The organism is Aquamicrobium ahrensii, from assembly GCF_040545755.1.
GTDB lineage: Bacteria > Pseudomonadota > Alphaproteobacteria > Rhizobiales > Rhizobiaceae > Mesorhizobium > Mesorhizobium ahrensii.
The window spans coordinates 45,267-67,263 of sequence record NZ_JBEPMN010000018.1 but is presented as its reverse complement, the minus strand read 5'-3'; the positions used below and the strand labels follow the sequence as shown (position 1 = coordinate 67,263).

15 protein-coding genes and 4 pseudogenes are annotated in these 21,997 nt (G+C 59.7%); 3 read left to right on the top strand and 16 right to left on the bottom strand.

Going from position 1 to position 21,997, the window contains the following annotated elements; all coding sequences use genetic code 11:
* The first annotated feature begins 235 nt into the window (after nucleotides 1–235).
* A complete protein-coding gene (locus ABID44_RS17035; protein ID WP_378226800.1) occupies nucleotides 236–895 on the top strand; it encodes a four-carbon acid sugar kinase family protein in 660 nt (219 codons plus the stop codon).
* Between the two features lie 302 nt (nucleotides 896–1,197).
* Here the strand turns inward: ABID44_RS17035 and ABID44_RS17030 are convergent, their stop codons facing one another.
* From ABID44_RS17030 to ABID44_RS16975, 12 genes and pseudogenes are all read right to left on the bottom strand, one after another.
* A complete protein-coding gene (locus ABID44_RS17030) occupies nucleotides 1,198–2,433 on the bottom strand; it encodes an MFS transporter (protein WP_354152897.1) in 1,236 nt (411 codons plus the stop codon).
* Between the two features lie 161 nt (nucleotides 2,434–2,594).
* Nucleotides 2,595–3,119, bottom strand: a complete 525-nt coding sequence (locus tag ABID44_RS17025; protein WP_354152896.1) for a PCC domain-containing protein — start codon at nucleotides 3,117–3,119, stop codon at nucleotides 2,595–2,597.
* 53 nt (nucleotides 3,120–3,172) lie between these two features.
* Nucleotides 3,173–4,144: a D-2-hydroxyacid dehydrogenase family protein gene (locus tag ABID44_RS17020; protein ID WP_354152895.1), complete on the bottom strand. Its 972-nt coding sequence runs from the start codon at nucleotides 4,142–4,144 to the stop codon at nucleotides 3,173–3,175.
* 40 nt (nucleotides 4,145–4,184) lie between these two features.
* Entirely contained in the window at nucleotides 4,185–5,090 is a 906-nt protein-coding gene (locus tag ABID44_RS17015) for a LysR substrate-binding domain-containing protein (RefSeq protein ID WP_354152894.1), read from the bottom strand.
* 65 nt (nucleotides 5,091–5,155) lie between these two features.
* Nucleotides 5,156–6,412: a hydroxymethylglutaryl-CoA lyase-like TIM-barrel protein gene (locus tag ABID44_RS17010; protein ID WP_354152893.1), complete on the bottom strand. Its 1,257-nt coding sequence runs from the start codon at nucleotides 6,410–6,412 to the stop codon at nucleotides 5,156–5,158.
* A gap of 19 nt (nucleotides 6,413–6,431) precedes the next feature.
* Nucleotides 6,432–7,523 (bottom strand): ABC transporter ATP-binding protein, encoded by a 1,092-nt coding sequence (locus tag ABID44_RS17005; RefSeq protein ID WP_354152892.1) that lies wholly within the window; start codon nucleotides 7,521–7,523, stop codon nucleotides 6,432–6,434.
* 3 nt (nucleotides 7,524–7,526) lie between these two features.
* Nucleotides 7,527–9,194 carry an ABC transporter permease gene (locus tag ABID44_RS17000; protein WP_354152891.1) on the bottom strand — a complete coding sequence of 556 codons (1,668 nt, stop codon included), beginning with the start codon at nucleotides 9,192–9,194 and terminating at the stop codon, nucleotides 7,527–7,529.
* Between the two features lie 53 nt (nucleotides 9,195–9,247).
* Nucleotides 9,248–10,609 carry an MmgE/PrpD family protein gene (locus ABID44_RS16995; RefSeq protein ID WP_354152890.1) on the bottom strand — a complete coding sequence of 454 codons (1,362 nt, stop codon included), beginning with the start codon at nucleotides 10,607–10,609 and terminating at the stop codon, nucleotides 9,248–9,250.
* A gap of 14 nt (nucleotides 10,610–10,623) precedes the next feature.
* Nucleotides 10,624–11,610: an ABC transporter substrate-binding protein gene (locus tag ABID44_RS16990; protein WP_354152889.1), complete on the bottom strand. Its 987-nt coding sequence runs from the start codon at nucleotides 11,608–11,610 to the stop codon at nucleotides 10,624–10,626.
* Between the two features lie 99 nt (nucleotides 11,611–11,709).
* A complete protein-coding gene (locus tag ABID44_RS16985; RefSeq protein WP_354152888.1) occupies nucleotides 11,710–13,788 on the bottom strand; it encodes a hydantoinase/oxoprolinase family protein in 2,079 nt (692 codons plus the stop codon).
* A gap of 1 nt (nucleotide 13,789) precedes the next feature.
* Nucleotides 13,790–15,502, bottom strand: coding sequence for a hydantoinase B/oxoprolinase family protein (locus ABID44_RS16980; protein WP_354152887.1), 1,713 nt, complete (start codon nucleotides 15,500–15,502; stop codon nucleotides 13,790–13,792).
* Between the two features lie 416 nt (nucleotides 15,503–15,918).
* A pseudogene (locus ABID44_RS16975) lies at nucleotides 15,919–17,021 on the bottom strand (IS630 family transposase).
* Nucleotides 17,022–17,078: 57 nt separating this feature from the next.
* Between ABID44_RS16975 and ABID44_RS16970 the strand changes: the two are divergent.
* Together ABID44_RS16970 and ABID44_RS16965 are read left to right on the top strand one after the other, a co-directional pair.
* Nucleotides 17,079–17,241 (top strand): annotated as a pseudogene (locus ABID44_RS16970) (UvrD-helicase domain-containing protein); the annotation flags it as partial.
* 258 nt (nucleotides 17,242–17,499) lie between these two features.
* Nucleotides 17,500–17,751: pseudogene (locus ABID44_RS16965) on the top strand (ATP-binding cassette domain-containing protein); the annotation flags it as partial.
* On the opposite strand, the pseudogene ABID44_RS16960 reads toward ABID44_RS16965, so the two are convergent.
* The 4 genes and pseudogenes from ABID44_RS16960 to ABID44_RS16945 all read right to left on the bottom strand — a co-directional run.
* A pseudogene (locus ABID44_RS16960) lies at nucleotides 17,711–18,109 on the bottom strand (transposase); the annotation flags it as partial. The pseudogenes ABID44_RS16965 and ABID44_RS16960 overlap by 41 nt on opposite strands.
* 108 nt (nucleotides 18,110–18,217) lie before the next feature.
* Nucleotides 18,218–19,357 (bottom strand): putative 2-aminoethylphosphonate ABC transporter ATP-binding protein, encoded by a 1,140-nt coding sequence (locus ABID44_RS16955; RefSeq protein ID WP_354152886.1) that lies wholly within the window; start codon nucleotides 19,355–19,357, stop codon nucleotides 18,218–18,220.
* The gene (locus ABID44_RS16950; protein ID WP_354152885.1) at nucleotides 19,341–20,168 is read right to left on the bottom strand and encodes an inositol monophosphatase family protein; all 828 of its coding nucleotides are present in this window, start codon (nucleotides 20,166–20,168) and stop codon (nucleotides 19,341–19,343) included. Before ABID44_RS16950 ends, ABID44_RS16955 begins: the two co-directional genes overlap by 17 nt.
* A 52-nt stretch (nucleotides 20,169–20,220) precedes the next feature.
* Nucleotides 20,221–21,936: a putative 2-aminoethylphosphonate ABC transporter permease subunit gene (locus tag ABID44_RS16945; RefSeq protein ID WP_354152884.1), complete on the bottom strand. Its 1,716-nt coding sequence runs from the start codon at nucleotides 21,934–21,936 to the stop codon at nucleotides 20,221–20,223.
* Nucleotides 21,937–21,997 lie beyond the last annotated feature (61 nt).

Sequence of the window (21,997 nt, the reverse complement as noted above, 5' to 3'; positions counted from 1 at the left end):
CTTCGGGCTTATGCTTCTTCTGGGGCATTCCAACGTCCTCTCCAACGGCTCAATAGCCTACTTCAGGGAGGACCACTTTTCAGGGGGCAGACCAGCCGGACTTCGATGACATCATTCGCGCCCACGTCGAGGACGAGTTGGACGGAAAGATCGGAGCCTGAACCATGCTGATCTGCGCCATTGCTGACGATTTCACCGGAGCGAGCGACCTCGCGAACACATTGCCAGGAACGGCATGGCGGCATCGCTTTTCGTGGGCGTGCCCAATGGCGAGGCAACGACGACCGAGGCCGGCGTGGTCGCGCTGAAGACCCGCTCGCCCCCCGCCGAAGCGGTACGCCAGTCGCTGCAGGCGCTCGACCGGCTGTTACGCCAGGGCGCCGAGCAGATTTTCTTCAAGTATTGTTCCACCTTCGATTCGACGCCGGAAGGCAATATAGGACCAGTGGCCGAAGCTTTAAGCCAAGCGCTCGGTGCCGGAGTATCGGTTGTCTGCCCTGCCTTTCCAGCGACCGGGCGCACGCTCTACCAAGGCCATCTGTTCGTTGGCGAGAGACTTCTCAACGAATCCGGCATGGAAAAGCACCCGCTGACGCCCATGATCGATCCCGATATTCGGCGCTGGTTGCGTCGCCAAATTCGGAGCGAGGTTACTCTGGTGCCCTATCCCACCGCCCGGCAAGGGGCAGGTGTCGATTTACGTTTGAAACTGAGACTCATGCATTTAGTGATTTCAAATGAATTGCATGAGACTGAGGTGCAACGTCTTACGCTTCAGATGGGACTCCGGCGAGGATTTGTTACACTCAAAATGAGATTGATCGACCGGTCGATCGACCGTAATCTCGCTCATGATCGCATCCTCGGATTACCCCGATCACGACGACAGCCCTGAAGAGTTCCTTCGATATCTGCTCCGCCGCACAGGCGGGCAAGTAACCGCTGAGGTTGTTGCGGTTGCGCACGACAAGTTTAGCATCCCGCGATCAACGCTGTGACCGCCAACTCCCGAGGCGACGGCTCCGGCTCGTTCAACGCCAGCTCGATGATCATCGGGTCGGTTCGAATGGACAACCTCCTGAAAACTCGCATCTCAACGAATTCGCCATGAAAATGGCTATCGAAAAAACAGGCCGCATAGAGCCCGATTAAAAACCAAAGACCCTTCGAAATCCCGGAGGAAACTTGGATCTCAGGTCACTTCGGCTCCACCATTCGTGGATCCGCAAGCTGCCGGATTGCAGGGAATACACAAGTGGCTACTCCGACAACCACAAGCGTCGAGAGCCCTCCCGCGATGGCTGCGGGGACAGCACCTATCATCGCAGCAACCATCCCCGCTCTGAAATCGCCAAGCTCATTGGAGCCGCTGACGAACATCTGTGATACGGCGACGACGCGCCCTCTTATTTCATCGGGTGTTCCCAGTTGCAGGACCGACTGGCGGATGACCACGCTCATCATATCGGCCGCACCGGCCACACCAAGTGCGGCGAGCGACAACATGATATTTTCCGAAACCGCGAAGACAACGATAGCGACACCGAACAAGGCAGTGAACCAGAGCATGACAGTGCCTGCATGCCGGCGGGGCGTGTAGCGGGTCAAAATGGCGGCCGCCCCTAATGCACCGACTGCAGGAGCGGCACGCAGAGCGCCGAGGCCAGCAGGGCCGACCTCCAGAATGTCCCGCGCGAACACCGGCAACAATACGATGACGCTGCCGAGAAGCACGGCGAAGAGATCGAGCATCACAACACCCAGGATGACCGGCGTCCTGCGAATGTAGCGTATACCGCCCATCATCCGCGATAGCGTAGGTTCTCCGCTCACGGGAAGCGTCGAACGCTGCTTTACGGAAGTCAGCCGCAAGACGAGTACAGCACTCAGACATGCGAAGAATGCTGCTGCTCCATAGCCAGTTGCGATCCCGGCCATCAACAGTAGTCCAGCAAGCGCCGGCCCCATGATCACCGATATCTGCGTTGCGATCGTAGCGCTGCTTATCGCTGTCGGAAGTTGGCTGGAATGAACAATTTGCGGCAAAAGGGCCCAAAGCGCCGGCTTTGAAAGCGCAATGCCTACCCCAGCAAAAGCAGTGCATACATAGATTGCAGCAAGCGACGTTTCCGGAAGAAGCGCTGTTACGGCAAGCCCGATCAGGGCAGCGCACGCCACCAGTGATCCCGCAGCGACAAGCAAGGCCCGGTCGAATCTGTCCGCGAGGTCTCCTGCAATCAGACCAAGGAACAGGACAGGGGCGAACATCACCAGGCCTACATAGCCGAGATGCAGCGGGTTATCTGTCAGATCGTAGATCTGCCAACCGACCACCACAACGAGCATCCGGCTGATAACGCCGAAGGCGAAACGAGCGAGCAGATAAGCCAGAAAATTGGGTGTTTGAGCGAGAGTCGGGGGTACGTCCGTCATCCGGTCAGCAGTATCTTGCTGCGATCAAGCTGAGGGTCACCCGGGAATCTCCACTGCATTTCCCAATCTTTCCCTCCCTCTCATCTAAGCTACTGTGAGGACATGGGCAGGTTTATCGAAGCGATCGGAGGAAGGACAGTCAGCCTGCGCGCTCGTAGCGGTCAGTTTAGTGGCACCAGTTCGTGGTAGACGCCGAAGCCTTTCCCTTTCGCTTCCAGTTCGGAGTTCAGCCTCATTTCGAGAGCTGCCCCCTCAACCTCGGCGACCATGATCGTAAAATGGGAATGATCGTGCCGGGAACGCACGATACACCCTTCCATCAGATGACCGCACAGCGTGGTCTTCGAACTGGTGATAGTGAGGTGGACATGCACATAAGGTTCGCCGTCGATGTAGCGGCCTACCCCGAATGGCTCCGCGCCACGATCGGGTGCCCGGACCCAGCCGACAATGCCATGACCGCTGACCTCCATCGGCCCGTCGATCTCGACGACGCCGATGGATTGCTGACCATCAATGAATTTCTGGACAACAGCCTTCGTGCAAGCACCGGTTATGGACAGAACCACACCGGCGCGAATGTCGTGGCGACGCACTATATCCTGGATCGCGAGGAACAGATCATCACTTGGTCCCAGTCTGACCGTGAATATCCGTCCCATCGTGCTGACAATCTCATCCGTCACGCAATTTCCTCCCTTGAAAGCGTTTTTTCTTGATCCTGTAATCCTGCAGATCGCTACGCGGAAACCCGCCCGTTCTCATCCAGCATCCGGATTGGATTCCCTTGCAGATAGGAGATGATATTTTCTACGGTCTCTCCATAATAGAGAGCGTAATTTTCTTCGACCACATACCCGATGTGAGGGGTTGCCACTACATTCCGTAAGTATCGATATGGATGATCTATTGGTAGAGGCTCCGTGTTGAAAACATCTATTCCCGCCCCGCCAATCCTCTCCTCTGTGAGAGCTTCCAGCAATGCAGCTTCATCGACAATCGGCATTCGGGATGTATTGATCAGGAATGCGTCTTTCTTCATGCGGCCAATGTCCTCCGACGAAACTATTCCAGCAGATCGAGAGCTAAGCGGCATATGAATGGTGATCGCATCGGAATTCCGGAACAGGAACTCCTTGCTGACGGCGCGCGCCCCATGCTCACCAGCGGTGGATTGCGTCAGATTCGGACTCCAGGCAATAACGTTCATGCCGAAGGCGATCGCGACCGCCGCCACGGGCCGTCCCATATTGCCAAGCCCGACAATGCCAAGAGTGCGACCTTTTATGCTGCGTCCCACGGATTGCTGCCACCCTCCTGCGCGAAGGAAACTCACCTCGGCCGGAATTTTGCGGAAGAGCATCAGGATCATCGCCCAAGTGATTTCTACCGTCGGCCAGCTTATCGACGATGTTCCGCAAATGGTGATGCCAAGCTCCCTGGCCGCCACCATGTCGATAGAAGCTGCATTGCGAAGGCCGGTCGCGAGAATAAGCTTCAGTCTCGGGAGCTTCTCCAACACCTCGCGGGGCAACGGCGTTCTTTCCCGCATCCTGGATACTGCGTCGAAATCCGCCAGGCGCGACACCAATTGGCTCGGGTCGGAAACGTGATCGCGAAATACCACGACCTCGCATTCCTCAGGTAATTGCGACCAATCTGCCGAAGAAAGTGCAACGTTCTGATAGTCGTCGAGTATCGCGATGCGCAAAATTGCCTTCCTTTCGAAAATGCGGTTGCTATGTCCGCGACTAGGTGCCGAAGCCGGCCTGGGCCACGTATTCCCTGGCGTATTTTATGAGCTTTTCGGTCTGCCGCGACTTCTCACGTTGAAGTGGCACGAGAATGCGAAACTCGTAGGTCAGCTTCGGCAAGAATGGCCGGAGTTCCAGGCCTTTGGTTGCAAATGCGCTGGCCGTCACCTCGTCGACGACGGAGACGCCTGCTCCCGCAGCCACAAGTTCGCAAATGATGGCGCCGCTTTGTGCTTGAACCGTGATGTTCGGTACGATGTCCGATTGCATGAAAGCCGAATCCACCTTCTGCCGATGCCGCGTTTCCGGCGGCATCGCGATGAAGGGAACGTCGGCAAGGTCCAGCGCCGTCAGCACGCTGCGGCTTGCTAGCTCATGTCCAAGCGGAAGTATGCACACACCATTGGCGCGCAGAAACTCCAGCGAATAAGCCGATGGGTAGTCGATGGGAAAGTTCGTGAAAGCGAGGTCAAATTGCTGGGTGTCCAGCAGTGCCCGCACATCGCGACTCAGCACCGTCCGCAATGTGAAGTCCAGATCGGGCACCTCTCGTCTCATCCGGCTTATCGCATGCGGCAATATCCCGTGCGCCATCGGCATCGTCGCTATGATGCTCAGTTTGCCGCCAACGGTTTTAATGCCCTTCATGAAGCTGTCTATCTGATCCAACCCCACGAATGCGCGCTCAAGCTCCCTGTAGAGAAGATCGGCCTCTACGGTGGGCTTGAGGCGCCCCTTTGCCCGGGAGAACAGCTGGATTCCCGTCCTGAGCTCCAGGTCGGATATCAATCTGCTCACCACCGGCTGGGAAACCCCCAGAACCGCCGCGGCTTTAACCGTGGTGCCTGCCAGCATCAGTGCCCTGAATGCCTCAAGCTGGCGCAGATTGATCATTCGACCCATGAGCTGCCTTCCGGGATCATTGTTCGTCCGCACATATTGACAGAAAAACCGCTGGCGGACGCTGGTCAGACGTAGATTTCGCGAATGACGCTTTCGACCTCCTGCTCGCTGATCTCGACCTTCTCATAGATCAGCTTTTCCAGTTTCTCGAAGACATGTTCGATGTTTGCGGAATCCGGGTCCAGGCCCATGGACTGGATCTTGACCGAAACCGGCGCGGTCTTGCCCCGCCGCAGCGACGTGGAGCCGAACGAGACCGAACGGTGGTTGCCCACCGTCTCTGCGCGTATGTTCTCCCAGAAATACCACTGCCCTCGCAGGATGCCACCAAGGTGGCTGCCGCCGTAGGAATACATATGCGGACCGGTAACCGGATGGTTGCGGGCAATGGGGAACTTGTAGAGTTCGGCCACCATTTCAGTCAGCGGGGTCAACTGGGTCATATCGAGGCCCGTGCGGATATCGTAGAGCGACTCCAGAAGGGGGACGACCTGCTCGAATGCCGCGTTGCCACAACGGTGGCCGGTCGAGTTTATCGTCACGTCGCAAGTCAGCGCTCCGGCGCGAATGGCTTCGATCGAGTTTATGGTGGCGAGACCATAGTCATCATGACAATGAACGCCGATTTCCATGTCGGGGCCGGCCAGCGCGCGTACATAGCGGACGAGGAATGCCATCGTTTCGGGCACAAACCAGCCGCGGACGTCATAGACGACGATCCGATCGGCTCCTGCATCCCTCGCGGCCTGTACGACGCGTGCGACAAGATCCAGCCGGTGATAATCCGTTCCAACCGCGATCTTTCTCGCCCCCGAACGCTTGGCATGGCTCACAGCGTCGCCGATGCGCGCCTCGATGTCGCCGTTCCAGTTTTGCGGGCACAACGCGTTGGTCATGATGTAGCCCCAGTAACCAACGAGGTTCACCAGATCCGCGCCGGAGTCGATGGTTTTCTGGATTTCGGTGCGGTAGTCCGGATCGTAGTAGCGGGTATGAAGGCCCAGTTCCATCTTGCTGCCTGCCCGCCGCAGCATCTTGACGAACTCTATGTGCTCCGGAATGGTCGGGTAGCCGACTTCGGCCTCAATTACGCCCATCGCTTCCAGCTTTTCGGCCAGCAACATCTTGATGTCATTGTTCGCATATACGCCGGGCGTGTTGATGCCGGACCGCAAGGTGTCGTCACGGATGATGCATTTGTCCATGACGCCCTGAGGCCGATGCCCCATTGCGACCTTGTTCACGAGAGGGGTCATCCACCGCTCCTCGGCGTCGATGTCGACCTCTTTCAGCAGATCCGGGTGTTGCTCGCGCAGGCTCATGGAATTCTCCTTCAGAAAATCAATCGGTGATGACGAAGCAGTCTTGCGCTGCAATGGCTGCATGCGCACGGGTGCCCGGTTCAAGCCGGACGTAAGGGGGGACCTTGGCGATCAGTTGCTGGCCATCTTCGGTGACGAGCGTGTACTCCATGCCTTCGCCGAGAAAGACCCGTTCCTGCACAGTCACTGGCCACACATTGAAATCCGGGGGCAGGCTGTCCGCAGTTTCGAGCAGACGGATAAGCTCCGCCCGGACACCGAACTGCATCTCACCCGATACGTGCTCTTTAACATGGGCCGGTGCGCTGGCGATCACACCGCTCGTCGTCCGATAGCGCGCCAGATTGTCTGAAGTGGAGCCGGCAATGTGGGTGGCAGGCAGGAGATTGACGCTGCCCAGAAAGCGCGCAGCGAACTGGGTGCGCGGACGTGTGTAAAGTGCATCCGGACCATCGACCTGGACAATCTTGCCCTTGTTCATGACCACGATCCGATCCGAAATCGCCAGGGCCTCGGACTGGTCGTGGGTGACGTATATTGCGGTGATACCCAGACGGCGCTGCAGATCGCGAATTTCGCCACGCAGTTGCTCGCGCAGGCGCACGTCGAGATTGCTCAGCGGCTCGTCGAACAGCAGGATCTGGCATTGGGAGGCCAATGCACGCGCCAACGCCACACGCTGCTGCTGGCCGCCGGAGAGGCGCCCCGGCGATGAATCCTTTGCGTTGGTGAGGCTCACCATTTCAAGTGCCTGGATGGCTCGGGTTTCACGCTCGGATTTCGAGATCTTCTGGCGCAGCAGCGGATAGGCAACGTTCTCGGCAACGGTCATATGCGGCCAGAGCGCATAGGACTGGAAAACCATGCCAATGCGCCGCCCCTCCGGCGGCAGGTTCAGGCGCCTCGCCCCGGAGTAAACGCAGTTGTTGCCCAGCCAGATCTCGCCACCCGTGGGGTCTTCCAAACCGGCGATGCAACGCAACGTCGTCGACTTGCCGCATCCGCTCGGCCCGAGAAGGGTAACCAGTTCACCTTCGGCCACGTCGAGGGATACGCCCTGAACGGCGTGGAACCCGCCGAAAGATTTCTGAAGCTTATCCAAGCGAAGCATGCGTCACCCTGCTTTCTGCCTGACCTTGAGGCCAAAAATTACGTTGGAGATGAGAAGGACCGCGAGGATGAACACGGAAATACCGGTTCCGAGGGCGGCAACTTCCGGGTACTTTCCCTCGAAATAGGCATCGAAGATCAGCACCGGCAGCACAACGGAATTGAATGCGTAGAGCAGCACCGAAGTGTTCAGTTCCTTGACGAAGGAGATGAAGTAGAGAACCCAGCTTGACAGCAGGCTTCTTCTGATAAGCGGAAAGGTGATGGTCAGCGCAGCGACGGTCTTACTGGCGCCCGACACGCGCGCGGCATTCTCGAGATCGGAATCGATCTGCGTCAATGCTGCCGACATGTTGCGCACACCGAAGGAAAGGAAGCGGGTGATATATGCGATCATCAAAATCCAGATTGTCCCGTAAATCGGCAGCGGCACCCTTATCCATGCCCAGAGCAATGCAACGCCAAGGACAACGCCCGGCACACCCACCGTCATCGAGCTGAGCAGGTCGAGCGTTTGCCGGCCAGACGCCTTCGAGAACGAAACGATGTAGGCAATCATGCCGCCGAGGATGCAGGCGAGCAGTCCGCCGACGAAGGCAAGGAAAAGGGTATTCTGTGCGGCGCGCAGGAAAAGGCTGCGCGAGAAGATCGAGGTGTAGTTGCCAAGCGTAAAGTTGGTGAACTGCACAGACCAATAGGTTTGAAACGAAGCCGTGACCATCGTTGCCAGCGGCATCAGGGTCGATATGAAGACGAACAGCACCAAACCTGCGAAGGTGACATAGCGCCAGCGTCCCAGACCGATGAGAACGGGCCGGTAGCTTTTCCCGCTTACCGAAATGTAGGTGCGGCGGGCCAGGTAGCGCCGCTGTAGAAGCAGCGCCAGAGCGGTGATGACCACGAACGAAATGGAAATTACCGTCGCATAGCCATAATCCGGTGGGGGATAGGCCACCTTCAGGTAGATTTCAGTCGGGATAAACGGGATTTGCGAGGGCATGCCGAGCACGGCGAGAACCCCGAAATTTTCCATCGACAACACGAAGACGAGCAGGGCTGCTCCAAGGATACTCGGCGTCACCAGCGGTACGGTCACTCGCCGCAGCGTTTGCAGCATGTTCTGCCCGCTGAGGCGGGAAGCCTCCTCCATCGAGGAATCGATCGCCGTCAGGGGAGCGGCGGTGAACAGAAACACGTAGGGCGTCATGTAGAAGCCCAGGACCATCGCAATTCCGCCGAGGCTGTAGATATTCACATGAAGCGGCAGGCCGAGTCCTGCGAATATCCGGTTCAGCAAGCCGACTTCAGGGGCCGCAAGACCACTCCAGGCGACCGCTCCGATGAAAGGCGAGATGAATATCGGCAGGGTAACGAGGACTTCGCAAAACCGCTTGAGCGGGATGTCTGTGCGGGCGATCAGGAACGCAGCGCCAACACCGCAGACCACCGAAATCAGGACCGAACCGGTGCTGACAAGCAGCGTGTTCTTCCAAGCCTGCCAGAACTGACTGCTGGACAACATCCGCGAGAAATTGTCGAGACTGGACTGCTCGGTTGCGGCCGTCGACACGAAGCTGCCCCAGACGAGGCTGAGCATCGGATATACGATCATAACGCACAGGATGGAGATCAAAGCGTAACACAGGAGCGTCTGCCCCGAGATGCGCGACAAGCCCCATCCTGGAGTTCGCGGAGACCCCGATACGTCGACCCGTCCGGCAGAGGTCATGATCGCTCCTCCCTTCCGCAGGCACGGGAAAGCGCTTGCACCAATGTCCGGCAGCTTTCGCGCTCGAGTTCGGCAACGATTGAAACCAGTCGCTCCGCCGCCGCCTCGCCACCAACAGGCGAAACTATGCGACGAAATTTCGTGGCGATCTCTTCGAAGCTCGGTGGCGTACCGGCGTCTCCAACGGGAGAGCGCACCGTTTCTTCAACCCGGGTACCGTCCGCCATTTCGGCAATTACCGAGGCACCGAAACGTGGCATGCCGTCATCCGCGACGAGACTTATCCGCGGCATCAGGGCCCGGATGGATGCATCGCGCAAATCGTCATCATAGATGTCGGCAGTCCAGACATGGCCGCGCGCAAGGACCAGAGCGAGATTGAACTGCATGCTGAGTCGTGCGGCCAGCAATGTTCCAGCCGTCGCGTCATTGTTGTCGCGGGCCACGACCGGATGGCATCGGACGACGATCTTGCGGATATCCTCTGGCCGGATGCCCCGGTCGTGCAGAAGGCGCTCCGTAGCAGCCGAGGCCGCCAGTGTCGAGTTGCAGCCATAGTAGAGGCGGAAACTCGTCTCCTCGATCAGGTGTCTTTCGCCCAGATCGCGCGTGAGGATGTCGAGATCGTAGCTGTCAGAGACGGCACGGAAGAAACCCTTGCTCCCCTCCAGCACGGTCACCGGGCCGGTTAACCCGTGCTCCACCAGTATACACGCCTCGACACCGTTCTGCGCTGCCCGGCCTGCGTGGTAGACCATCGTGAGCGAACCGTCGTGGTGGAATTCGTAAAGTCCTGCGGCCTGCGATCCGGTGACGCCGAAAGCGTTGGCGAGACGATCCGGGGAAAGGCTCAACAGATTGCCCACTGCTGCTGTGGCTCCGAAAGCTCCAACGGTTCCTGTCGTATGAAAGCCCCGCTCGCGATGGCTGGGCGCCATCGCCGTTCCGACACGGGCATTCATCTCATAGCCTGCGACCAGGGCAGCCAGCACGTTGGCGCCACCCCGGTCCAGCCATTCGCCGACGGCAAGTGTCGGCATCACGATGCAGCCAGCGGGATGCGAAGTGGAGGGTTTGTGGATGTCGTTCAGCCCGACACTGTATAGGGTCATCGCGTTGGCATACGCGGCATTGCGTACGCTTGAACGAAAATCGCCCCCGAAGATGGTGCAATGGGGGTTTCCACCCAGCAGCTTCACTACCTTGACCGCGTCGCGCCCGACCGTGCCGCGGGTGCCCAGCACAAGGCACGACAATCCGTCCAGCAGTACACAGCGCGCCCGCTCGATGACCGGGGCGGGAATGTCTTCAAACCTCAATCCCGCCAGGTATTGCGCCAGCCTGAATGTACTTCCCAAACCCTCCGTTTTCATCAGTAGCCCCAGGCCTTGCGTACGGCCTCCTGGACTTCGCGCTGCCTGGCGATCATGTCGTCGATTGGCGTTTCAAGGATATTGATCTCGTTGAGCGGGACCATGCCTTCCTTGGTGGGCACATCGGGACGCATCGAATAGGAATACTGCGAATTGTAGATTTCCTGTCCCTCGGCCGAGGCCAGAAAATCGATGAAAACCTTCGCGGCATTCGGGTGCGGCGCCTTGTCGACAATACCGACCGGGCTCCAGATCATGGGCGCGCCATCGGCAGGGAAGAGGGCCTTGATGGGAGCTCCCTTTTCGAGGATGGCTTCGTCTGTCATGTAGTTGAGGCTGACACCGGTGGAGAGTTCTCCACTGATGATCCGGTCGTTGATCGGGCCGTGGCCAGGGAACAACTTCGGATCGTTCGCAGCCATTTCCGCAAAGAATTCGGGACCATAGAGCTTCCACACCGTGTATTGCCAGGTGTAGGCGCCTCCGGCAAGCCGGACATCCATGATCCCGACCTTGGCCTTGAACTCCGGCTTCGCCAGATCGCGCAGCGTCTGCGGGGCTTCACCTTCAGCGACACGCGCAGGATTGTAAGCGATATTCAGGAAGTGGCCACGGGCGACAAACCAGTTCTTGTCGGGGTCGACATACTGGGGATCGTAGGCAGCATATTCCAGTGAATCGTACGGCGCCAGACGCCCGGCATCCTTGAGTTCGGTGATCGTCGCGACGTCCGAAACGTGGATGAGGTCACCATTGACGCGGTTCGCATCTTGCTCGGCAATCAGCCGTTCATAGACTTGCGAGGAGCCGGCGCGATAATATTCGGCCTTGATGCCCGGATACTTGGCGCTGAACGCTTGGGCCAGTTGATCGAGCAGTTCCGAAGGCGACGAACTGTAAAAGACGACCGATCCTTCCTGCTGTGCAGCTTGCAGCGTCGCCTCGTCCACGGCCAGAGCGGGCCTTGTCGAAAGAATTCCTGTCAATGCTGCCGCGGCCGCCAAAAGGACGAACCGGGTTCCTGTCTTTATTTTTTGATTGCACATGGTCTCTTCTCCTCCGAAACAACGTTGGATTGCACTAGCTCACTTCTTCATCGGCTCCAGCTTGATTATCAGATTGAAATGATCATCGATCGTCAGAGTCGTTTCCGGTGGGATTACAGTGGTCGACTCGTCTTCCTCGATCAGCAGCGGCCCCCGCAATTGGGTTCCCGGCAGCAGCGTGCTGCGCGGTATGGCGGGAGTCGCAACCCAACCTCCGGCCCCAGCGAAGTAGGCTAGCCTTTCACCAGCGGCTGGTGTCGAGGCGCGGGCGACGGCGGGTGCAGTGGTGAGTGACGGCTTCGGTCCGATGGCTTGAATCTGCCAATTCAGGGCCTCGACGCCGACACGGTGATTGGCACGGCCGTAGACTCGCTCGAATGAGTCCGAGAATGCCTTTGCGAGTTCCGACATCGCCCGGTCGTCCAGCGGTGCATCCGGGACCGGGATCTTCATCTCGGAACTTTGTCCACGGTAGCGCAGGGAGGCAAACCGGCGAAGCCGCATATCCGTCTCCGCGACACCTGCTTTCCTCAAGAAGTCGCGGCCTTTCTTTTCCAGCCGGTCAAGCAACGCGTTGATCGCCGCACAATCGGCGCCGTTGAGCGCGACCGGATGGCCCTGCACCAGTGTGATCGACAGAGGCGCGGCAAGGAAGCCAAAGGCCGAGGCAACGCCAGCCGCATAAGGGATGATGACTTCGGATATTCCCAACTTTCTCGCCAGCCCGCAGGCGTGCAGCGGACCGGCGCCGCCGAAGGCCAACAGGGCGAATTTGCGTGGGTCCACACCACGTTCGAGGAGGTGGAGCTGCGCGGCCTGAGCCATGTCCTCGGTCACGATCTCGTGGATGCCCCAAGCCACGCGTTCCTCCGTGAGGCCCGATGCCTGAGCGACAGGCGTGACAGCAGCGGCGGCCGCTTCAGCATCTAGCCGCATCCGTCCACCCAGGAAGTAGTCGGGATTCAGATAGCCCAGCAGCAAGTTGGCGTCGGTAACGGTGGGGGCTGTGCCGCCCCGACCGTAGCAGGCAGGTCCCGGTTGCGCTCCGGCGCTGTGCGGGCCAACCTTGAGGAGCCCCATCTCGTTCAGTGCTGCAATGCCGCCGCCGCCGGAGCCGATTTCCAGCATCTCCACCACGGGAATACGAATCGGGATGCCGCTACCGCGCTTGAACCGATACCGGCGCGCTGTCTCCAACTCGTCGGCCGTCATGATTTCACCGTCAGAGATGAACATGATCTTTGCCGTTGTCCCGCCCATGTCGAAAGCGACGAGGTTCGGCCGACCCAGCAGGTCGCTATAGTAGCGCGCCGTCGTCGCGCCGCCCGCCGGCCCCGATTCCATCAAGCGAATTGGAAAGGCGGCAGCCGTTTCGACCGTGGTGAGCCCGGCGTCGGACAGCATGAGATAGAGATCGTGGCCATAGCCCAGTTGCGACAGGTCCTCGGCCATCCGAGATAAATACCTTTGCATGATCGGCTGTGTGTAGGCATTGGCGACGGTCGTGGAAGTCCGTTCGTACTCGCGAATGTCGGGCGAGACTTCCGAGGACAGGCTCACCGCGACATCGGGCGCCCTGGCGCGGATCATTTCACGCACCCGCTCTTCATGCACACCATTGCGATAGGCATGCAGGAAGGACACGGCGATGGCCTCGACGCCTTGAGCCACCATGCGATCGACTGCGGCCTCCGCATCCCGATCATCCAACTCAATGACGGCCCGGCCGGTAAAATCCATCCTCTCGGCAATTTCTCCAACACGGCTGCGGGGAACCAGCGGCGCGGGCACTTCGATAAACAGGTCGTCAATGTCGAACCGCTTTCCGCGCCGCATCTCGAGCATGTCGCGGAAGCCGCGCGTGGTCAGCAAACCGGTGCGCGCACCCTTCTGTTCAATCAGGGCGTTTATGACCAAGGTGGTCCCGTGAATCACGTGCCGCAGGGCATGGGCGTCGATTCCCGTATCATCCAGGAGACGCCGCACTCCCTTGATCGCCCCTTCGGAGGGATTGTCGGGCGTGGTCAAAATCTTTCCCAGCAGGCGGCTGCCCGTCTCTACATTGACCAGGACCAGGTCGGTAAAGGTTCCGCCGATATCTATACCCAGACGATACATGTCACGCCTTCTCAGGATAGGTTGCCTGGGCACGGAGTGGTGCGCGAAGCTGACGGGTGGATACATCGTCCACCGAGCCATCCGGTCGGAAAGCGACCCCATAGCAATCCGCCGCCACCTCGGGGCTGACCCATCCATGGGCAACATCGGACACAACCTCGGCTACTGGCCGGGCGAGAGGGTCGCCCATGCCGCCGCCGCCGGACAGCCCAATTTCAAGCTGGTCGCCGCGCACCAGGCGCACCTGTGTCTTGCCCGGCAACATCTTCTCCCCGAGTCGGTTGTAGCCCCGGCCACCCTCGCCGCCGCCGGCATAACCGATGGCAGGGGTATGAACCTTGATATTCTGCACCAGCACATTGAGCGGCCGGTCGCTTTCACAGCGCAGCCCGATCCTCTGCCCCAGCCCGCCACGGTATCGCCCAACTCCACCGGAGTCGGAGATCAGCGCCTTGTGGGTCACGGTCAGCGGCAAGGCGTTTTCAAGCATCTCGACCGGAGTTTCCGCCCCGGCAGCAGGGAACGACATGCACGAGATGCCGTCCTTGTTGGCCCGCGCGCCCAGTCCGCCCATGAAGTGCGGCGTTTCCGCGATGCTGCGGCCCTGCGCATCCACACCGAAGCAACGGATCACGCATTTGATGCCGGATTCGGCGATAACCCTATCCGGCGCGACCTCTGCCAGTGCGCCGAATATGGCGGCAGGAATGAAGTTTCCCGTCGCCGATTTCATGCGGACCGGGGCGGGACGCCTGGCGTTCAGGAATGATCCCTGGGGCGCCTTGACGATCACCGGCTTGAGGAGGCCGGCATTGTAGGGGATATGCGGCGCTACGATGCAGCGGATCGAATAGGCGGTCCAGGCTTGCGTATAGGCTTCGGTGCAATTGATTCCGACGGCGCTTTGCGGCCCCGTTCCATCGAAATCGACAGTGACCGAGCCGTCGTCATGGCGCGAAATGCTGACTGAGATCGACAGCGGGTCGTCGGTTTCCAGCCCATCCAGCATGATCCGGTTGCGGAAGGTGCCCGGCTGGATCAGCGTCTTCAGCCCCTCACGCATGGCGCGCTCCGAGCGGGCGATGATCTCTTCGGCGATAGGTTGCAGGTCATCCAGCCCGTTTTCTTCCAGAAATGCACTGATGCGTCGCTGGTCGAGCTCGAGTGAGGATATGAAGGCGCGGATGTCGCCTTCCAACTGATCCGGGACACGGACATTGGCGCGGATCAGGGCCCATACCTCGGGCACGTCATGACCGCGACGCAGGAGATGGATCACCGGGAGGTTGAGCCCCTCTTCGAACACTTCGTGCACATCGCTCGACAGGCTTCCGCCGATGTCGGGAACATGCGCCATGGTCTCACCAAAACCGACGAGCCGTCCGCGATGGAACAGGGGTCGAATGACCGAGATGTCATAAAGGTGGCCGCAGCAAAGCCAGGGGTCGTTAGTAATGAAGACATCGCCCTCGTGGATGTCGTCGGCGCCGTATTGCGCGAGGATTTCGACGACGGTTCGGGGCGAAGGCGCCAGTTTGCTGGATACGCCTGTATCTTGCGCGATCATGCGCCCTTTGCGATCATAGAGCAGGCAGCCGAAATCGCCGCCCTCGCTGACGATCTTCGAAAACGAGGTCTTGACGATCATCAGGGCAGCTTCCGAAAGGAAGGAGATCAGTTGCTGCCACTGAATCTCGATGTCGACGGCATCCATTGCCCTGCCCATCGCCTATACCTTCTGCTTGTCCATTCTGCTGCGGGTATAGTTGAGTGGGGGAGGCTATATATCAATAGAATTGATCGCATACATCTATGCTCTTAAGACATAGAAAAGCCTGAGGCAAAAGAACGAAAGGCGCCGGCCGTCGGCTCAACGCCCTTGCGGTCATCTGGACCGATCAGGCGGCAACATGAAGCGGCCGCATCATCGTGACAGGTCCGGCCGGACCTGAAATGGTTTTATGCCGCCTGGGAGGAGACTGCTGCCGATACCCCTGCGGGGCACCCCTACACAGCGCCCGCCATGGGCCCCGTGCCGCCCGGATAGTTGAAGTAAAACAATCCACCCACGAGTTCGCCCGCAGCAAACAGCCCGTCGATAGGAACCAGATCCACATCGAGCACCTGCGCCTAGTCACCTGAATCCGAAGTTCGGTTCATTGTTTTCTGGCAGAAGCGTTTGACGGCGGCGAGGATTTCGTCGGCAGATTTGACCCATTTGTAGGGCTTGGGGTTTTCATTGTGTGCCTTGATGAAGGCGACGATATCGGCTTCGAGTTCTGCGGTTGATCGATGGACGCCGCGTTGTAATTGCTTACGCGTGAGCGCTGCAAACCACCACTCAACCCGATTGATCCAGGACGCCGATGTCGGCGTGAAGTGAACATGCCAATGCGGGCGGCGCGCCAGACAAGCCTTGATCTTCGGCGTTTTGTGGGTGGCATAGTTGTCCACCACGAGATGGATATCCGGTCCCTTGGGCATCACGGCATCAATCCGCTTGAGGAAATCGAGAAACCCGGTTGCCCGGTGGCGCTTGTAACATTTGCCGATCACCGCGCCGGTGGCAACGTCGAGCGCCGCGAACAGCGAGGTCGTACCGTGACGATGTAGGTATGTGTTCTTCGCTCAGGCACACCCGGCACCATGGGCAAGACGGGCTGCTCGCGATCCAGTGCCTGAATTTGCGATTTCTCGTCCACGCATAGCACGACCGCCCGGGTCGGCGGCGACATGTAAAGGCCGACAATGTCCTGCATCTTGTCGACGAACAGAGGATCGGCCGACAGCTTGAACGTTTCCGACCGATGCGGTTGCAGCCCAAACGCGGCCCATATCCGACGGATGGTGGTGTGAGAAAGCCCGGTCGCACTTGCCATGGAGCGGATCGACCAACGGGTGGCATCCTTCGGGGTGCTGTTCACAGTGCACTCGATGACCTGAGCGACCTGCATATCCGACACCGTGCGTGGACGACCTTCACGATACTCGTCGGTCAGCCCTTCAATGCCGTTCTGAACGAAACGCCGCCGCCATTTGCCAACCGTGTGCTCGTGGACACCGAGGCGTTCCGCAACTTCCTTGCTTTGCAATCCTTCGGCGCACAGCAGGACCATCCGGCATCGATCCGAAAGTGAACGCGGCGCCTTGTGCCGCCGAACCCGCGCTTCGAGAAAAGACCGGTCCTCGCCCCTCAATACGACCAAATCCGCCTGTCGCCCGCCATCACCGATGTCCCCCGTCTCTCCGGCACGGGAATATACAATGATGCTTATTTCAGTTCCAGGTGACTAGCGCATCGTGTCGCGCATCTGATCCTTCAGGCACCGATCCGCGCAGGATTCTGCTGATGACGTTTCTCGCCGGGCCGCAGGCGAAACGGGTCGGCGCGTCGAGCGCATCTGTGCGAAGATGCTCGACGAGAAAGCAGATGTGCTGACCGACGCTCTTGCCTGATGCGTCACCTTCCACGGGATCGGCGAACCGCTGTTGCGTGGATATGGGACCGAGCTCTGAAACACACCCGATCACAGTTCGGAGGGCCTAGTCCATGAATTAAGGGATTCCAGCGCCACTATTTGAAAGCGAAGCGACGACCAGTAGTCGACCTCAATTTCGCAAGAGGGTACGGCTGGCTTGCCAGGTGAACTCGGGTGGATCAATCCCAATCACACAACTCCCCTCTTTCATCATAAACGATAGCTGTCGTGCATGTTGCTTTCGATCGAAGATCTGCAGAAATCCTATCCTGGGCCGGGAGGTCCGGTTGCTGTCCTGCGCGGCGTGACGCTTTCGCTCGATGCCGGCGAGACGCTGGCGCTGACTGGCGAATCCGGCTCGGGCAAGAGCACGTTGCTGCATCTGGTGGCAGGGCTGGATGCGGCCAATGGCGGGCGCGTCCTGCTCGACGGGCAGGAGGTCACCGCGCTCGAAGCTCAGTACGGGGATCGCGGCGAAGCTTCTTGCGCTGGTTCGAACGATGCTGGCGTGTAAGGATGCAGGCCCGGCGCTCGCTGTAGCCGTGACACGCCGTCACGTAGGCAACAACCTGTTTCATAAGCGCTGGCTGGGAATTTTTTGACAGCACATCCTGCAGCACTGCCTTGTCCCGGCTCAGCTCCGCGACAAGCTTCTTGAGTCAGGCGTTCTCCTCAACGACCTGCTTCAGCTCTCGCACCTCAAGCCCGCTGTACTGCTTCTTCCAGCGGTGGAACGTCATCTCCGATATTCCGACCTGACGGATCAAATCCGCTACCGGCAGGCCAAGCTCAGCCTGCTTCAACACCGCCACGATCTGCTCGACCGAAAACAGCTTCTTCATAGCGAAATCTCCTTTCAACCAAGAGGAAAATCTGCCGTGAAACTAACATCAATCCCGGACCACTTTACCCATGTCACCTCACCGCGCGACTTCAGCATCGCCTTGCTTTTAACTATCCACCTTGCGGAAAACGGCCAACCTGGCCGACGGCAGAGCGATATTGATGCGGGAGCCGGGGCTTATGGCGAGCAGGTCCCATGCATTTCGGGTAATTTCAGCTTCGAGCGTCTGCCTGAGCGCCTGGCAGTGCAGCCGTAGCCGGTAGTAATTCCCGCGAAACGACACCGATTCGACCAGCGCTTCCAGCTTGCCATTCCTGTCGCCAGTCACCAGTTCCACGACGATGTCGGCCGGCCGTATGCAAAGGTTCACTTCGCGTCCGGGAGGCTGATTGTTCATCTTCGCGACAGCGAAAGTCGTTCCCCCGGCCGAGACGGTGTTGCCGCCAGCAGTTGTCGCCGGGATATAATTCATGTCGCCGAGGAAACCTGCCACGAATGGCGATGCGGGGTGTGAAAACACTTCTTCCGGCGTGCCGACCTGTTCAATTACGCCCTGATTCATGACGACGATGCGATCGGCAGTGGCCAACGCCTCGTCCTGATCATGCGTGACCATGATGGTGGTGACGCCGAGGCTGCGCTGCAACTGTCTCAGCTGATCGCGTAAATGCAGCCGTACCTTGGCGTCCAGCGCGCTGAGCGGCTCGTCCAGCAGCAGAAGGCCGGGCGACGGCGCCAGCGCGCGAGCCAGCGCTACGCGCTGTTGCTGGCCGCCGGAAAGCTCGGCAGGATATTTCGTGGCCTGGCTTTCCAATCCGACCATGGCCAGCAACTCCGTGGTGCGTGCCCTGCGCTGCTCTTTCGACAGGCCTCCACGATGCAGGCCATAGCCGACATTGCGCTCGACCGTGAGGTTGGGAAACAGCGCATAAGACTGAAACACGATGCCGAAATCACGCCGGTCCACGGACAGGCGGGAAATATCGCGCCCGCGCTGGTGGACCGTGCCCTGATCCTGCGGGTCGAGGCCGGCAATAGCGCGCAGCAAGGTGGTCTTGCCACAGCCCGAAGGCCCGAGAAAGCAGACGAATTCACCCGGCTCGATATCCAGATCGATAGACTTTAGGGCAATGAAGCGCCCGAAGGATTTCGACAGGCCCCGGATCCGTAATGCGGGAGCCTCTCCGTTCTTGCCGTCAGGCAATGGCGGGGATGCGTTTGCGAGGGGTTCAGGCACGTTCAGCATGGGCCCAGCCTTTCGTTTCGGGGCGCCCGAGAAGCGCAAGCGTCCCCGGAAGGAGCTTTGCGTCACCGACCGCCACGAAGCGGTCGCCCGAGTGCAGCGTCAACGGTGCGCCATTCCAGTCCCGCATGGCGCCGCCCGCCCCTTCGATGACGGGGACGGCGGCAAGATAGTCGACAATACCGTAGCGGGCGGCGATCATTATGTCGGCATGGCCGCTGGCCACCAGTCCATAGGCCTGCGTGCCGGCATCGTAGATCGTGAAGCGGGAGGCTGCCGCCACACTGGAAAACGGGCCGGCCGCATCGCCGTCGAGATATTCCGGGGAGGTGGCGAGCAGAATGGCGTCCGCTGCCGACCGACATTTGCGCGTACAGGCGACCTCGCCATTGAGCAGGGTTGCATGACCCTTCGCTCCCACCCAGCGCTCTTGGGTGATCGGAATGTCAACCACGCCGAGCACCGGGGCTGCTCCGACCGTCAACGCGATGAGCGTACCGAACACCGGCCTTCCGGCGATGAAGGAGCGCGTGCCGTCAATCGGATCGACCACCCATACGCATTCAGCCGAAACGGCGCTCGAGGGATGTTCCTCGCCGATCACGCCATGGTCAGGATAACGCTCGGCGATCATGCCGCGGATCAGGCTCTCGACTTCAAGGTCGGTGGCCGTCACCGGTGTGTTGTCGGGCTTCATCTCGATATCGGCATTGCAGCGGAACCGGCTTCGGATAAGCGCGCGGCTGGCGTCGGCAAGCTCTTCGGCAAAGCGGATGAATTCCAATGGCGTGGTTGTTATTGACGAACTCGTCATAGCTGATCCTTGGACTGGGCCCGTCGCCGGAAGCGGGCCGGTGGTTTCTGTGCTAGCTTTCCCTGCCGCGCCAGGCCTGCGACCGTCGCAACAAGCCATGCATGAGCAGCCACTGAAGGCCGACCACCGTGGACGACGTCGCCACGATCAGCACGCTCATCGCCGCCGCCGGCCCCAACATGGCGTTGTCGTTGAGCAGGACCACGCTGACGGTCGCGACCTTGGTGTTTGCGGAATAGAGGAAGACCAGCGCCGAGATCGTCGTCATGGAATTCATGAAAAGATAACCGGCGATGCGCAGGATTGTAGGCAGGCAAACCGGCAGGATCACCCGGCCGAAAGTGGCGAAGCGCGACACCTTGAGCGAGGAACCGACCGCTTCCAGCCCGGGATCGAGCTGTTTGAGCGCGGTCAGAGCCGTCAGATGCGGCACCGTGTAGAGATGGACCACCGTGCTCAGTATTAGGATCGTCATTGTGCCGTAAATGCCGCCCAGCGGATTGGACGGGCTGTTGAAGAAGAAGATGTAGGACAGGCCGAGCACCATGCCGGGCATGGCGAGTGGGATCATGCAGAAGAAATTGATCGCCCCGCGCAGCCATGACGCCCCCGGCACCCGCTCAAGCAGGTAAGCTCCGAAGAACACCACGGCCGTTCCGAAGACCGCCACCCCGGCGGAGAGGCGCAGGCTGTTGCGATAGGCGCCCCAGCCGCTCGGCTCATGCTCGGCGAAATTATAGCTGGCAAGCGACAGATCGAGATTGTAAGGCCACAGCTTGAACAGAGAGCCCAGCACCGCCATCACCAGCACACTCAGGATCGCCAGCGCCACCACCGCGCAGAAAGCGAAGCAGGCCAGATCGCGCCCCCGGCTTTTTGCAGGCACATAAACAACGGCGCGTCCGTCGATGCCGTTGGCGCGGCCCCGCTGGAGCAATTGCCCGCCAAGAAAGGCGATGGCGGCCGGGATGAACAGCAGCATGCCGACGACGGCTCCCATCTGGAAATCAAAACCGCCGATCACTTTCTGGTAGAGGTCGGTGGCGAGAACAGGATAGGAGCCGCCTACCACCACCGGCACGCCGAAATCGGTGAACACCTTGGTGAAGGTCGCAAAGAAGGCCGCCCCGAGGCCGAAGCGCATAGCAGGCAGCGTTACGGTGAAGAAAACGCGCAGCCGCCCCGCCTGCAGCGCCGTTGCCGCCTCGTAGAGCCTTCGGTCGATGGTCAGCAGCGAGGTCAGCACGATCAGCAGCGCGACAGGGAAAGTAAAGAACACCTCGCCCATGACGATTCCGATCGGGCCGTAGAGGCTGTGGCCCATCAGGGCGCCACGAAAGAAACCCTGATTGCCGAACAGATAGATCAGCGCGATGCCCGGCAATAGCGAGGGCGTGAGCAACGGCACGAGCGCCACCGCGCGAAAGAAGGTTCGGCCCGGCATCCGCGAATGGGTCAGCGCGAAAGCGTAGGCGCCTGCAAACGCCAGCGTCAGCAGCGTCGACAAAAGCGAAATCCGCAGACTGTTCCAGAAGACGACCGAAACGCTCGGTTCCTGGAAATAGCTGACGAAATTCTGCAAGCCTACGAAGTTGCCATTTACGTCCTGCACCCCCTTCGACAGCAGCGTATAGACCGGCAGCAGCAGCCCGACGACCAGGAACAGGCCGAGTGCGACCAGGCAGAGCCGGAGAAGAATATCTTCGCGGCTGAAACCGATACGGATTTTGCGCGCCGATACCGGCGCGGCTAAAATCTGATTGACCATCTGCCTGTCGCCTTTCGCCATGTCAGGAAGGATCGGCTTGCACAAGACCGGCCGGCCACCA